The sequence below is a fragment of the uncultured Treponema sp. genome (genome assembly GCF_946187725.1).
GTDB lineage: Bacteria > Spirochaetota > Spirochaetia > Treponematales > Treponemataceae > Treponema_D.
This window is the reverse complement of sequence record NZ_CAMHSK010000008.1, coordinates 37,874-50,636: the sequence shown is the minus strand read 5'-3', so window position 1 is coordinate 50,636 and position 12,763 is coordinate 37,874. Positions and strand designations below refer to the sequence as shown.

At 42.5% G+C, this 12,763-nt stretch carries 13 protein-coding genes, 1 tRNA gene and 1 pseudogene; 5 read left to right on the top strand and 10 right to left on the bottom strand.

Annotated features, from left to right (window positions below):
• Positions 1 to 17 precede the first annotated feature (17 nt).
• The gene (locus Q0Q74_RS05050; protein ID WP_294429133.1) at positions 18 to 359 is read left to right on the top strand and encodes a helix-turn-helix transcriptional regulator; all 342 of its coding nucleotides are present in this window, start codon (positions 18 to 20) and stop codon (positions 357 to 359) included.
• Here Q0Q74_RS05050 and Q0Q74_RS05045 read toward each other — a convergent pair.
• The 6 genes from Q0Q74_RS05045 to Q0Q74_RS05020 all read right to left on the bottom strand — a co-directional run bounded on the left by Q0Q74_RS05045 (position 356) and on the right by Q0Q74_RS05020 (position 2,603).
• Positions 356 to 499 carry a hypothetical protein gene (locus Q0Q74_RS05045; RefSeq protein WP_294429132.1) on the bottom strand — a complete coding sequence of 48 codons (144 nt, stop codon included), beginning with the start codon at positions 497 to 499 and terminating at the stop codon, positions 356 to 358. The genes Q0Q74_RS05050 and Q0Q74_RS05045 overlap by 4 nt on opposite strands.
• Positions 500 to 530: 31 nt before the next feature.
• The gene (locus Q0Q74_RS05040) at positions 531 to 971 is read right to left on the bottom strand and encodes a hypothetical protein (RefSeq protein WP_294429131.1); all 441 of its coding nucleotides are present in this window, start codon (positions 969 to 971) and stop codon (positions 531 to 533) included.
• A gap of 19 nt (positions 972 to 990) precedes the next feature.
• The gene (locus Q0Q74_RS05035) at positions 991 to 1,224 is read right to left on the bottom strand and encodes a helix-turn-helix domain-containing protein (protein WP_294429130.1); all 234 of its coding nucleotides are present in this window, start codon (positions 1,222 to 1,224) and stop codon (positions 991 to 993) included.
• Complete coding sequence (locus Q0Q74_RS05030) at positions 1,217 to 2,017, bottom strand: hypothetical protein (protein ID WP_294429129.1); 801 nt, start codon at positions 2,015 to 2,017, stop codon at positions 1,217 to 1,219. The genes Q0Q74_RS05035 and Q0Q74_RS05030 overlap by 8 nt, the downstream gene beginning before the upstream one ends.
• Positions 2,018 to 2,286: 269 nt before the next feature.
• Positions 2,287 to 2,383 (bottom strand) — tRNA-OTHER (locus Q0Q74_RS05025).
• 7 nt (positions 2,384 to 2,390) lie between these two features.
• Positions 2,391 to 2,603: a hypothetical protein gene (locus tag Q0Q74_RS05020; RefSeq protein ID WP_294429128.1), complete on the bottom strand. Its 213-nt coding sequence runs from the start codon at positions 2,601 to 2,603 to the stop codon at positions 2,391 to 2,393.
• A gap of 266 nt (positions 2,604 to 2,869) precedes the next feature.
• Between Q0Q74_RS05020 and Q0Q74_RS05015 the strand changes: the two genes are divergently transcribed.
• Entirely contained in the window at positions 2,870 to 3,508 is a 639-nt protein-coding gene (locus tag Q0Q74_RS05015; protein ID WP_294429127.1) for an XRE family transcriptional regulator, read from the top strand.
• A gap of 346 nt (positions 3,509 to 3,854) precedes the next feature.
• On the opposite strand, the gene Q0Q74_RS05010 is transcribed toward Q0Q74_RS05015, so the two are convergent.
• Positions 3,855 to 5,096, bottom strand: a complete 1,242-nt coding sequence (locus Q0Q74_RS05010) for a site-specific integrase (protein ID WP_294429126.1) — start codon at positions 5,094 to 5,096, stop codon at positions 3,855 to 3,857.
• Between the two features lie 723 nt (positions 5,097 to 5,819).
• On the opposite strand from Q0Q74_RS05010, the pseudogene Q0Q74_RS05005 reads away from it, so the two are divergent.
• Positions 5,820 to 6,551 (top strand): annotated as a pseudogene (locus Q0Q74_RS05005) (Fic family protein); the annotation flags it as partial.
• A gap of 29 nt (positions 6,552 to 6,580) precedes the next feature.
• On the opposite strand, the gene Q0Q74_RS05000 reads toward Q0Q74_RS05005, so the two are convergent.
• The 3 genes from Q0Q74_RS05000 to dut all read right to left on the bottom strand — a co-directional run bounded on the left by Q0Q74_RS05000 (position 6,581) and on the right by dut (position 9,616).
• A complete protein-coding gene (locus Q0Q74_RS05000; RefSeq protein ID WP_294429125.1) occupies positions 6,581 to 7,651 on the bottom strand; it encodes an LptF/LptG family permease in 1,071 nt (356 codons plus the stop codon).
• The gene (locus tag Q0Q74_RS04995; protein ID WP_294429123.1) at positions 7,648 to 9,072 is read right to left on the bottom strand and encodes an LptF/LptG family permease; all 1,425 of its coding nucleotides are present in this window, start codon (positions 9,070 to 9,072) and stop codon (positions 7,648 to 7,650) included. Before Q0Q74_RS04995 ends, Q0Q74_RS05000 begins: the two co-directional genes overlap by 4 nt.
• A gap of 100 nt (positions 9,073 to 9,172) precedes the next feature.
• Positions 9,173 to 9,616, bottom strand: a complete 444-nt coding sequence (dut, locus tag Q0Q74_RS04990) for a dUTP diphosphatase (protein WP_294429122.1) — start codon at positions 9,614 to 9,616, stop codon at positions 9,173 to 9,175.
• A gap of 176 nt (positions 9,617 to 9,792) precedes the next feature.
• On the opposite strand from dut, the gene Q0Q74_RS04985 reads away from it, so the two are divergent.
• Both Q0Q74_RS04985 and Q0Q74_RS04980 read left to right on the top strand, forming a co-directional pair.
• Positions 9,793 to 10,899, top strand: a complete 1,107-nt coding sequence (locus Q0Q74_RS04985; RefSeq protein WP_294429121.1) for an ABC transporter substrate-binding protein — start codon at positions 9,793 to 9,795, stop codon at positions 10,897 to 10,899.
• 154 nt (positions 10,900 to 11,053) lie between these two features.
• Positions 11,054 to 12,760 carry an iron ABC transporter permease gene (locus Q0Q74_RS04980; protein ID WP_294429119.1) on the top strand — a complete coding sequence of 569 codons (1,707 nt, stop codon included), beginning with the start codon at positions 11,054 to 11,056 and terminating at the stop codon, positions 12,758 to 12,760.
• Positions 12,761 to 12,763 lie beyond the last annotated feature (3 nt).

Genomic DNA, 12,763 nt, shown 5'->3' with positions numbered 1-12,763 from the left:
ATTCCGAACATAAAAGCATGGATATTTACGAACGGATTAAAGAACTCTGCAAAAAAGAAGGTATCTCGCTGAAAGAAATGCTTGAAAAAAACGGAATCGTGCAATCGTCTTACTATTCCAGCCAACAGGCTAAACGCTTCCCGGCTCTCCCGGATTTAGTAGCAATCGCAAAGCATTTCAAAGTTTCCCTTGATTTTCTGATTACAGGTCAAGAGAAATGTGATTTTCCGCAAGAAATACGGCTTCTTTTTGCAGAGCTAGACACGCTGAATGAAAATCAAAAATCATTCCTCATGTCCTCTCTGCAATTCCAGATTGACTTGTTCAAAAAGCAATCTGAAAAGCAGCAGGATTTTTAGCGAAGGACTTTAATATCCTTGCTACCGCAAAGCTTCAAAAACAGGTAACGGATAAAGCTAATGCGCCTAGTCTGTACGCCGTTTTTGTGCATTGTGTACATCTTCGGTGTGTACTGTTCTACATAGATTCTCCTTCCCATTTTCCCACCTCACTTTTTGCCCGATAGTTATTTAGTGCGCTACCTTGAATTCGGGAAACCACAATTTAGGATTCCAGACAATTTGATAGCGGTATTCGTCTTGTTTTACAGGTTTCAACTGTTCCGAAAAGTATGTAATATCCTGTTTCTGCCCTAAGTAATGGCGCAAGTATTCTTCATCACCTGTCTTAACGACAATCTCAATGTCGCCGTCATTATCGACCTGCACATGACAATATCCCTCACAGGCAAAGACGGTTTCACCAAGCCGGACATTGTAGAAAATCACTCTTCTGTAAGTCTTGAAGTTGCCCTCTTTCATTTCCAGCTTGTTTACTGTTGTCGCATATTCCGACTGAAACCTTGCGGAACGAGCTTCGCGGTTATAATTCATTTCCGCCCAATCGTTACCTGTACAACCAACCATAAGGCAAGTTGCAAGAATCAGCAGAATCATAAAAATCTTTTTCATAGTCACCTCACTTTATTTTTTAGCCGATGTAATATCGCTTTACATGGCGTTTTTCCTTGTACCTGTTCTGGACTTCAATCCAATCACTTGAAATATTCACGCCCTTGCTTTTCAGCTCGAAAATCCGGGCTGAAAGCCTTGTTTCGCCCAAATCTACACACGCTTCAAGTGTCGTGATTGACCCAAAATCCATGATGTAATTAAAAACTCTCTGCTGGGTGGTATTCAGCTTGATTTCGTTACCGTCAATCATCATCTACCCCCATGCTTATAAGCTGTTCGTCAATGTTTACAAGTCTGTCTTGTAACTGCTCGATTGTTTTTTCAATACGCTTCTTTTCGCGCATAAGGCTTGAAGGTGAATCAAGTCCATCGTCTGCAGGCTTAGTTTTTTTCGCCGTGTCTTTTGCAATCGCCTTTACCTGCTCAACGGTTGCCCCGCTGTCAGCCGCCTGTATTGCAGCGTTTTTCATCATTGCGTCTTTTGCTGAATTGATTGCCTTTGACATTTCATCAGAAACATCAGAAGTCAAATAAGCCTGTTTCTGTAATTCTTTTGCCTTGTTTCTGGAAATCTGCAAATCATGTTCAAGTACATCTTCGTATCTGTCGCCCTGCTCTTCACATTCCCTGTGAAGTTCGGCAAGAAGTTTTCCCTGTTTTTTCTGCAATTCGATAATCTGTTTTTGAATGTCTGTAAGTTCTTTTGTTTTTGCCGCTACGCTTTCGCTTCGTTCGCGTGAATAAATGCCGATTCTTTCAGCTTCATCAAGAAGGTTGTAGAATGTACTCCAAAAAGCGTTGTTGTGCGCTCTTGCAGCTTTTACGCCGTTTTCATTCTGGATATGGTGCGTAAGCTCATGAATCGCCGTGAACATTACGGCGTTGTCGGATTTGAAGTTTTTGTTATGCAAGAATATTTCATGTGTCAGCGGCTTATAAAATCCGTTTACTTTTTTGCTCTGCTTTCCTGTCTGCGTTACCGTGAATTCGGTCTTGCACTGATACAGTTTTTTCAAGTTCTCTAAAATGTTCTCGTTGGTCATTCTTCTTCTCCTGTTTTTTTTGCAATTAACGCATTGCTGCGGTCTGGCACTCTACATCTCTTGAACAGACAAAACACTACCTACACCGAAAACTCCGCTGCGAGCGCGTGGCAAGGATTAGATTTTTTCCTCGCTTGTCCGGGATAACATACTCACTGTAGCCTTTGAGCAACTCTACAGCCCCTTTGTTATTCTTTTCGCATACCCTTTGCATACTCTACTCACACCCTCTGCATACTCTTTGCGCCCCTGCTTTCGCCAACTCCTCTTGCGCGTGACAGGATTTGAACCTGCAAGTTATTTACTTTCGGAAAAACTTTTGAAAAAAGAACATACACCGCTTAACCGTTAGCGGCTTACACGCGCCATATTTTTAACAAGGTATCGCCCTTGCTATATCCTTGAAGATTGCAAGAGGGCTATCTCCGGCAATACGGACATTTATCTTGCCCACGCCTTTGAAAATATCTACGCTGTCGTACATATCCCCGACCTTATGAATAGCCATGCCCTTAAACTCGTCATCAGCTTCACGCAAAATCTGCTCGGTCAGTGCCAACACCGCATCTTTTCTAGCGTCTGTCATACCTTCAATCCCCCTGCAACAAAAAAAAGCCTGTCAGTTTCAGCGCAAACCAACAGGCTTTCCGGGTTTCCCCAAATTGCCAAAGCAATTAACAACGCGCTGTAATGTTAATGGCTCTGTCGTTACATCATTTTGATGTTGTCTTGATTCTGTTTTTACACCTGTTTGATTTTAAAGTCAATAAGTTTTTACACCTTTTTGTGCTTTTTCACAACATTTCTTAAAAAACAGTGCTTTTTTTGATGTTTTCTGCCGAAAATTTGAGCATGGAAATAACTTCATTCTGGGAAAGAATACAAAATCTCTGCAAAAGCAACGGAATAACTCAAAGAGAATTGTCTGAAAAATTGGGCTATGGAGCGCGTAATCTTGAAATCAAAATTCAGAGAAACAGCCTGCCGAACATTGCGGAACTAAAAAAGCTCTCTGAAATCTTTGGCGTATCTTTTAATTTTTTGATTGACGGTCTGGAAGAAAACGAAAGGCGAGTTGTCAGAAATTCCGACACAGATAAATTCTTTGTGCCTGTACTTAATCAAAAACTTTCAGCCGGGTACGGTCAGTACCTACAGGAAGAGCCGCAAGTAATCGGCTACATGGAAGTGCCACGATACTTAAAACAATTCGGCGAAAACTTAGCTTTGCTTTATGTTGACGGTGACAGCATGGAACCCACTTTAAGGCGCGGTGACTTGGTGCTTTGCGATTCATGCGGTTATAGCGGCGAAGGGCTTTACGCAATAATGCGTGACGGTGACGGTTATGTAAAACGAGTTTATAAAGATTCCGGGAAGTTCATCATCAAGTCAGACAATCCACTTTATCCAACAAAAGAAGAACCACAGGATTCACAGTGTTTAGGAATTGTCGGAAGAGTTCACTATGTCTTGAAACACATCGACTGATTTTGCCGAAAAAAAAATTACGGCGGTAAGTATTTTAAATTTATCTCATCTTCTCTTATCTCTTCTAGTCTAATCTTATCTAATCTATTCTTATCTTGCATGATAGTATCATGATTTTGTCATGATAAATCTTGACTAGCCATTGATAGAGTGCTGATTAAATCAATAATAACTAATGACTGACCGCTGATTAAATCTAGTAACATCTTGATTTTACTTGCTGAAATCGTGACTACATTATAGAAACATCATAATTGCTTTTGACAATAAAAAAAGCCCTCTTCCAAAAAGAGAGCTTTCAAGCGTTATTTTACATTCAAGCCAAAAAGTAAAATAGCAGCGGTCTTTATTTCACTTTGTTCCAGATTTCATCAACATTTTTTTGGTACGGCTGCAAGCCCTGCAACTGTGCCTCAAGGTCTGGTCTTGTGTAGTAATCCGTCATAATCTGCGAGTTATGACCTATCATTTTCCGCAAAACTTCCGCCGGAATGAGGTTAGAATTCACCGTGTAAGTGTTGTATGTGAATCTCAATGAGTGTGGTGTTATGACCTTTGAAGCGTCATAAATTCCCAGCTTCACAAGGCAATTCTTAAACCTTGAATCAATCAAACCTTGTGAAATAAAACTTCCGTTTTTTGAAAAAATGTAATTCAGTTTGCACGGTGGTCTTACTTCAAGATACTCATTCAGCAATTCCGCCATTTTTGACGGCAATAAAACGGTTCTTTGTTTTGGGTTTTCAATGCTTCCTTTTTTCAAATAAGGTCTTTCGACATCGTAACTGTCAATCATGCGATTTATAAAAAGCCCGCTGTCCTGTATCTGGTCTATGCAGATTGCCCTTGCTTCGCCCGGTCTTAATCCTGTACTTGCCATAAGCCTAAACATAACACCGAACATAAAGCCGTAAGCGTGAGGTTTTCCGTCAATACCGATGTATTTATCAGTTCCCTTTACGCTCCAATTTTCCGTAAGTTTTTCTACATCGTCCGGGAACAATAAAGAAAGCTGCTCCATAGTCAGAATGTCTTTTTTCTGCCTGTCACTTCTGATAAAGCCGTCAACATCAAGCCGATGTTTTACGAGCTGCAATCTTTTACACTCTCCGAACAAATCACGCAAAACGCCTAGAATCGTATTCTTGTAAGAGTTTTTATATTCAAGCGAAATCAAGAAATTCTCAACCTCACCTTCTTCGATTGTTTCCGGGATTCTCTCGCCGAATTCATCAAGAATAATTTTCATCAGCCGTTTTTTCTGTGTTATCGTTTGCGGTTGCAATGCTTTTCCGTGAGCCGCTTTCAGCTTCATAAAAAGCGAATCATCGTCATACAAAGTAGAGCCGACATCATAGAGCCGGATTTGCCGGGCTAGTTTGTACTCTTCTTCTTCCCTTCTGTCCTGTTCTTCCAGAAGTGCTAAATAGGCTTCGGCTTCTTTTTTCAGATAACAAGGCTTTCCATGCTGACCGCATGACTTCTTGACCTGCTTTCCGTTCTCGTCATAGAACCAATAATACCACCGTGTTTCTTTCCTGCCGTTCTTTGTTTCAGTCCTTTTGAACAAGTGCCTTTCTTTTTTCATAACCACCTCTAGCGTAATCTAAAAAAAATAAAAATTCTATTCCCTTTTTATTCTCTTTTCGGCAAAAAGTGATTTTTCTACAGAATTAAAAATTGTCTAATTTGTTATATTGCATAGATTAAGTAAAATGTGCTAAAATTACCGTAGAGGGGAAGTCTCCCCCTCGCTCCCAAGTCCTCACTCGCGTTGCTCGCTCCGGTCTTGGTCGCTACCCTCTCGCCTAAGGGGCAAGCCCCTAAAACCCCGTCATTGCGGAGATTTATAAGCGCCCATTACTACATCATATACCGGTTCTAAAGTTCTTGCGGAACGGGAAAGGAAACTCAATCCTATTACCGAATTTTACTTCGGACCAGAAGTAGCGTTTACCTACCGTTTTAATAAACATTTTGGTGCATTTGCTGATGTCGGACTTTTCTATGCGACTGGTAGTGCAGATTATAAAGATAAAGCAGAAGCTCTTGGTAATAAACTTTATGAAAGATCTGAATCGCTTGACATTTCCGGTCTTCTGTTCGTGCCTAAAGCTGGTATGAGTTTTACATTCTAGTAAGCTAGAATACATTTTCAAAGCGGGTGCACATTTATGTACTCGCTTTTTTTTATTTTACTAAGTTCTAACATGCCGAAGCAGTCATCCGTACAAACTATGCGGAGAATATTATCACTAATATCCGCACTTTTTGCGGAGAATATTATTGCTAATAGGAACCGCTTACAAAGGAAAGGCTCTGCTCATGGCACTCACTTCTTTTTCCGCAAGGCTTTTCTGCAGGCTTCAAGATTACCACAGGCTCTTACAGGCGTGACGAATACGGCCCAATGCGGGTAATTTCGGGCAACATGGGAAAAGAAAGGATTCATTTTGAAGCCCCGCCAGCCAGCAGTCTGGAGTCAGAAATGAACAGATTTTTCCACTGGTTCAACAGGAGTGCAAAAGATTCCGGGATAGAACTTGCCCTAAAGAGCGCGATTTCACATCTTTATTTCGTAACGATTCACCCTTTTGACGACGGAAACGGCAGGCTTTCAAGAATCCTCGCCGATATGATTCTTTCTCAGGACGGAAACGACAGGCTTTTCAGCATGAGTGCTCAGCTTTTAATCGAGCGAAAGGACTACTACGCCATGCTCGAAAAGACACAAAGCGGAAGCACCGACATCACAGAATGGCTCGACTGGTATTTGGGCTGCATGGCCCGAGCAATCGAAAGCTCCCTCTGCCAGATTGAGCGAACGCAATCGATAAGAAGATTTTGGGAAGAAGCCCACCGCCGCACAGTTCTGAACGAAAGGCAAAAGAACATGCTTTCAAGAGTCCTGGATAGTAGCTGGCAGGGAAAGTTAACTACATCAAAATGGGCAAAAATCTGCAAGTGCTCCCAGGACACCGCCACCCGTGACATCAAGGCCCTCACTTCAAGGGGAATCTTAAAAAAGGAAGAAGCCGGCTGAAGAAGCACGAGTTACAGCGTGTGTGAGTTTTAAGTTCTCGCATATCTCAAAACCACCGCCGCAATTACAACGAACATGAACACCGGGAACCATGCGCCCATAAAAGGTGAAATTGCGCCGAACTTTGCTAGCAGCATTGTAATCATCTGCGTGACATAGAACAAAACGGCCGCGCTGATACATGAGGCAAGGCTCATGAGCATGACATTTTTTCGTGTTTTTCCGCTCAAACCTACGGAAAGGAATACGACTATGAACAAAATGAACGGGAACGAGAATTTTTTGTAATAAAGACTCATTGGCTCGGCGAAAGGCAAACCCGCTTTCTGCAAGTGCTCGATGTAAACCTTGGCTGTGGCAGAATCTACTGTTTCGACGCTGATTACATTGTTCTGGAATGTTTCTGGAGGCTCAATCAAGCGCTCAAGATTGTCCTGAGTAACATAACCAGCGTGAATTGTTCCGTCTTTTTGCGTGTACTGAATTCCACCTGTGAGAATCCATTTTCCGTCGTGCCAGGCAGCAGAATCAGCCCTTATTATAGAAGAAAGTGTCTTGTCTTCGTTCCGAATTATAATGAAAACCGAAGTGAGTCGTTTAGTACTGTCATCGTAAAACTCAGCCTTGTAGCAGATTTTACCGTTTTCGCTCAGGATAACGATTTTGTCATTGTTCAGGGATTTGTCCTTGTTCAAAACGGCTTCCTGCTCGGCGGTCTTTTTGGCATAGGTGGGGACGACAATTTTGTCATCGAAGAAAAAAAGCGCGAAACTCATTCCAAAGGCAAAAACAAGCAGCGGAAATGTAAAGCGTGTGAGCGAAACCCCTGAGGCAAAAATTGCAATCAGCTCATTGTTCGCATACAAGTCACTTAAAGTGTATGAAACCGCAAAAAGAATCGCAATCGGCGTGGCATACCACAGGCATTTCGGAAGATAAAGCAGCATGATTCGAAGGACTTTGAGGCCGGAAACACCATTTGAGATGAAATTCCAGAGATTCATCATCAAATCAACGAGAATAAGTACAATGGCGAAAAAAACAAGTGCTCCGATGAAAAGAGGAATAAGCTTTCTGAAAAGATATTCGATGAGTTTCATTTTCTAAGCAACCTGAAATAAGCAATTAAACCAACCAGACCAATCAAAAGGTTTGGAAGCCACATGGTGCTGACTCCGTAAACGCCTGTACGAGAGCTGAAAATCTGACCGACGATGCTCATTGCCCAATACAGCAACGCGATGAACAGCCCGATTATGAGTCCGATTGTCTGGCCGTTGTGCTTTCCGAAGATAAGAGCAAAAGGCATTGCAAAGAAAGCAAAGAAAATCGAGCCGAAAGGCATTGAGAATTTTTTGGCCATTTCGAGATTATAACGATTCCTTTTTTTCTGCGTTACATCGGCATCATATTTCATTGCCTTAATCTGCTTGTACAAGTCATAGCTCGTCATTTCACGCGGAGAAATTGCACGGTCATTTTCAAGGAAAGTTGACTCGAAGATATTAAGCTCAACATTTTCACTTGTAAGTACATCATAGTCATTTTTTTTGTCGCGGTCGAACATTACGACGCTCGCATCATTCATAATCAGCTTCATGAGAACACCAGCCGCACTTGATTTTTTGACAACGGAAGCGTCCGCCACGATGATTCTCTGACCGCCATCGGAATCAGTGTCAAAGAAAATCAAATCACTCACATTTTCGCCTTCAACTTCGCCGATTACAAGAGTTTTATCGTTAGTCCTTTTAATTGAGTTGGATTCTAGCTCGACGGCAGGATTTGAAGTGAGGATAGAGCGATACAGTTTGTTATAGTTGATTGTTCCAAGAGGAAGCAGATAGTCGTTCACGAAGAAAGACGCAATTGAAATCAGGATTCCAAGGATGAGGACCGGTTTTAAAATCACACGGTAGTTCTGGCCAGAAGCACGCAGAATCAGAATCTCGTTTTCACTTGCAAGACGGCCAAGACACATCAAAAATCCGACCAAAGTTGCAAAAGGAGCTGACTGAGCGATGACCATTGGGAGCGAATATGTAATAAGCCTCATTACATCAATGACAGGAACGCGCTTTTTGAGGATATTTTCTGCGACCAGAAGAATCTGATTTACAAAGAATACCATGAAAAAAAAGATGAATGCGATGAAAAAATATAGAAAAAGCTCCTTCATTAAGTAGCGGAAAAGAACATGACGGTTGACGCCGTTTTCTTCCTGCATGGCGGTTTCCCAAAAGGAAGAAAGGCGCTTGAGATGAAAGAGTTTTGCAGCCTTTGAAAACGATTTTGAAAGGAAATTGAGAAAATTGAAATCATTGTACTTTTGTACGAGAATTTTCCCAAATTCTTCGAGATTCTTTTTGGCCTTACTTCTTGCCCAAGTGCGCCTGTAGTATATGATAGAAACAAGCACACGCTTTATGGGAAGATAGGCCTTTGTTTTTCGAAATTTTTTGAGAAGTTCCGTTATTTTTCCGTTTAGGAAGCGTTTGAGCCTCCAGATAGGACTTGCCATATTTTATTTTGCGCCAACATTTTCTCGCTGACCGCCCTTTCGCCCTTCGCTCACGCTCATAGCCTACGGCTACTAAAGGGGCTACACGGCGGGGCGGCTTTTATTTGCTCCCCGTTGAGCCGAATCCGCCTGAGCCGCGCTCTGTTTCATCAAGTTCAGTTACCTGTTCAAAAACACCAATTGTAACCGGAGCAACAACAATCTGTGCAATTCTATCGCCGTTATTGACGGTAAAATCTTCGGTTCCGAGATTTACAAGAATGACTTTGACTTCACCGCGATAATCAGAATCAATTGTGCCTGGAGTGTTAAGGACTGTGACACCATTTTTTGCGGCAAGACCTGAACGAGGGCGAACCTGAATTTCATAGCCTTCAGGAATTGCAAAAAAAAGCCCTGTAGGAATCATTGCCCTTTCGCCTTTTTTGATTACAACGCTTTCGGAAAGAAGAGCGCAAATGTCGGCACCAGCGGCACCATTTGTTTTATATTGAGGAATTACCGCACCAGAAGACGCGACACATTTGATGTTTACTTTGTTCATGCGGTTATTATATAGAAGAAAAAGAGTGTTATCAATAAGAATTGCCTTGAGATTCAGCACGGAAAGAAAAGTTCAGCATTCTCTTTAAAAAAATTTGCAAGATTTCAAAGTCAGACTTACAATTATATAAATTGAAAAAGCGTTCACTTAATTAAAAATGGACGCATGGAGGTAACATGAAAAGAGTCATTTCTATAGTTGCGGGTCTTGCACTTGTTTTTGCATTTGCATCATGTAACAAAAAAGCTGCCGGTACAACACAGGCATCTTCAGGCGAAGGTGAATTCGCAAAACTAATCGCTGCTGCCCAGGCTGAAGGAGCACTTACAGTCTACGGTTCGTGCGAAGAAGAATATCTTTCTGCTGCAGTAAAAACATTTGAAAAGAAATACGGAATTCCTACAAAATATCAGCGTCTTTCAACATCAGAAGTTTTCACAAAGATTTCTGAAGAAAATGGCAATCCATCCGCTGATGTTTGGTTCGGCGGCACAACAGACCCATACAATGAGGCTGTAGCTAAAGGCCTTTTGGAATCATACGACGCTCAGAACGCAAAAAATCTTATCAGCACAGACTACAAGGACACAACAAACTGCTGGTTCGGTATCTACAAGGGAATCCTGGGCTTTATGGTCGATCAGGAAGAACTTAAAAACCGCAATCTCGCAGCTCCAAAAACATGGGATGACCTTTTGAAACCAGAATACAAGGGCTTAATCATGCTTTCAAACCCGAACACCGCTGGTACTGCAAAACTCGTAATCAACACAATGATTCAGATGAAAGGCCACGATGCCGCAATGGAATATTTCAAGGCATTGGACAAAAACATCGCACAGTACACAAAATCAGGTTCAGGCCCATCAAAAATGGTAGGACCTCACGAGTGTGTAATCGGCGTTGGATTCCTTCACGACGGTATCTATCAGATTCTTCAGGGATATGACAACATCGGGCTCATCGTTCCAGAAGACGGCACATCATTTGAGGTCGGTGCAACTGCAATCTTCAAGGGTGCAAAACATCCAAATGCAGCAAAACTCTGGATTGAATATGCGCTTTCTCCAGACTGCGTAAATCAGGCAAAAGACGCTGGTTCATATCAGTTCCTCGTTTTGAGCAACGCAGAGCAGCCAAAAGAAGCAGCTCAGTTCGGACTCGACATGAACAACACAATCAAATATGACTTCGAGGATGCAAAAAAGAACAGTGCTAAATATGTAGAAGACTTCTTCAAAGCACTCGAAAGTGCAGCCGACGATCGCTTCAAGACAAAATAAAACAAGCATCTAGGTTATGACGCGGATATACACAGATAAACGCGGATATAAAAACTGCGTGAATCTGCGTTAATCTGCGTCTATTTTTTTGCTTTTTGCATTTAATCACTTTTCTTAGTTTATTTCGATGTATTGCATAAAATAAGGAAACTATATGGAAAATAAAAATCAGGGCCGTGCGCTCGACAGGAAAAAGTTTTTTGCTGATCCTGTGCTCATCAGCATGATTGGCGTACTGCTTGTATTTCTGGCTCTTTTTATCCTCTACCCGCTTCTTATGGTTCTTTTGGACAGTCTTATTTCTGACGGAAAGGTTACAATCGGGGTTTTCAAAAGAATCTTGAGCATGGCTCGGTTCAGGACGGCATTTACAAACACAATAACTCTCGGTTTTATAACAGGAATTGCTTCTACGGCAATTGGTCTTCTTTTTGCCTATGTAGAAGTCTATGTAAAACTAAAGACAAAGGTACTCACAGGACTTTTCAGGCTGGTTTCAATGCTTCCAATTGTTTCACCGCCTTTCGTCCTCTCTCTTTCCATGATTATGCTTTTTGGCCGTAGCGGTATCATCACGCGTGCGCTTCTGCATATCAATGATTCAAACATCTACGGTCTCAAAGGAATTGCAATCGTTCAGATTATGACTTTCTTTCCTGTCTGCTACCTCATGCTCATGGGGCTCTTAAAGAACATTGACCCGTCGCTTGAAGAGGCAGCTCGTGACATGGGTGCAAGCCGATGGAAGGTCTTTACAAGCGTTACTTTCCCGCTCCTTTTGCCAGGTCTTGGAAACGCATTCTTGGTCACATTCATTGAGTCCGTAGCTGATTTTGCAAACCCGATGCTCATCGGAGGAAGCTACGACACACTTGCGACCACGATTTACTTGCAGGTCACAGGTGCCTACGATGCGACTGGTGCGGCGGCAATGAGCGTCGTGCTTCTCTCACTCACTGTCGTTCTCTTCCTTATTCAAAAATACTATCTTGAGCAGAAAACAGCGGCAACCCTCACAGGAAAGGCAAGCCGTGCTAGAATGCTCATTACGGACACAAGCGTTCGCATTCCGCTTTCAGTGCTTTGTGGCCTTTCAAGTGCATTCGTTCTTCTTCTATATATAATGGTTCCGTTTGGAGCGCTGTTTAAGCTCTGGGGAAGAAATTACTCGCTCACCTTCAAATGGTTCGACTACATGTTCCGCACAAGCGGTATCAAGGCATTCAAAGATTCTTTCGTGCTTTCCTTTATAGCGGCTCCTCTCACAGCCCTTCTTTCGATGGTAATTTCATACCTTGTCGTTAAAAAGAAGTTCAAGTCAAAGGGATTCATCGAATTTGTCTCTATGCTTGCGATGGCGGTTCCAGGAACTGTTTTGGGTATCGGCTACATCCGCGGCTTTGCAAACGGTCTTTTCCGCACAGGAATCATGTCAAGCCTTTACGGAACAGGATTGATTTTGATTATCGTCTTCATCGTGCGCTCATTGCCGACCGGAACCCGAAGCGGAATTTCAGCCCTTCGCCAAATCGATAAGTCAATCGAAGAAAGTGCATACGATATGGGAGCAGGCAGCGCGCGAGTCTTTATGACGGTCACACTTCCGCTCATCCGCGATTCGTTCTTCTCAGGTCTTGTCACGGCGTTTGTCCGCTCAATCACGGCAATCTCGGCAATCATTTTGCTTGTCACGCCAGACTTCCTTCTCATCACCTGCCAGATTAACGAGCAGGCCGAAAAGGGCAACTACGGAATCGCCTGTGCCTATGCGACGGTGCTCATCCTCATCACATACGGCGCGGTTCTTTTGATGAAACTGGGAATCCGCTTCTTCGGAACTAGCCGCAAAATTAAAGAATAGGAG

Bases quoted from the DNA above. Each gene is read 5' to 3' on its own strand.
- Q0Q74_RS05035 (WP_294429130.1), bottom strand. From the start codon at position 1,224: ATGATTGACGGTAACGAAATCAAGCTGAATACCACCCAGCAGAGAGTT.
- Q0Q74_RS05010 (WP_294429126.1), bottom strand. From the start codon at position 5,096: ATGAAAAAAGAAAGGCACTTGTTCAAAAGGACTGAAACAAAGAACGGC.
- Q0Q74_RS04980 (WP_294429119.1), top strand. From the start codon at position 11,054: ATGGAAAATAAAAATCAGGGCCGTGCGCTCGACAGGAAAAAGTTTTTT.
- Q0Q74_RS05000 (WP_294429125.1), bottom strand. From the start codon at position 7,651: ATGAAACTCATCGAATATCTTTTCAGAAAGCTTATTCCTCTTTTCATC.
- dut (WP_294429122.1), bottom strand. From the start codon at position 9,616: ATGAACAAAGTAAACATCAAATGTGTCGCGTCTTCTGGTGCGGTAATT.
- Q0Q74_RS05015 (WP_294429127.1), top strand. From the start codon at position 2,870: ATGGAAATAACTTCATTCTGGGAAAGAATACAAAATCTCTGCAAAAGC.
- Q0Q74_RS05030 (WP_294429129.1), bottom strand. From the start codon at position 2,017: ATGACCAACGAGAACATTTTAGAGAACTTGAAAAAACTGTATCAGTGC.
- Q0Q74_RS04995 (WP_294429123.1), bottom strand. From the start codon at position 9,072: ATGGCAAGTCCTATCTGGAGGCTCAAACGCTTCCTAAACGGAAAAATA.
- Q0Q74_RS05050 (WP_294429133.1), top strand. From the start codon at position 18: ATGGATATTTACGAACGGATTAAAGAACTCTGCAAAAAAGAAGGTATC.
- Q0Q74_RS05020 (WP_294429128.1), bottom strand. From the start codon at position 2,603: ATGACAGACGCTAGAAAAGATGCGGTGTTGGCACTGACCGAGCAGATT.
- Q0Q74_RS05040 (WP_294429131.1), bottom strand. From the start codon at position 971: ATGAAAAAGATTTTTATGATTCTGCTGATTCTTGCAACTTGCCTTATG.
- Q0Q74_RS04985 (WP_294429121.1), top strand. From the start codon at position 9,793: ATGAAAAGAGTCATTTCTATAGTTGCGGGTCTTGCACTTGTTTTTGCA.
- Q0Q74_RS05045 (WP_294429132.1), bottom strand. From the start codon at position 499: ATGGGAAGGAGAATCTATGTAGAACAGTACACACCGAAGATGTACACA.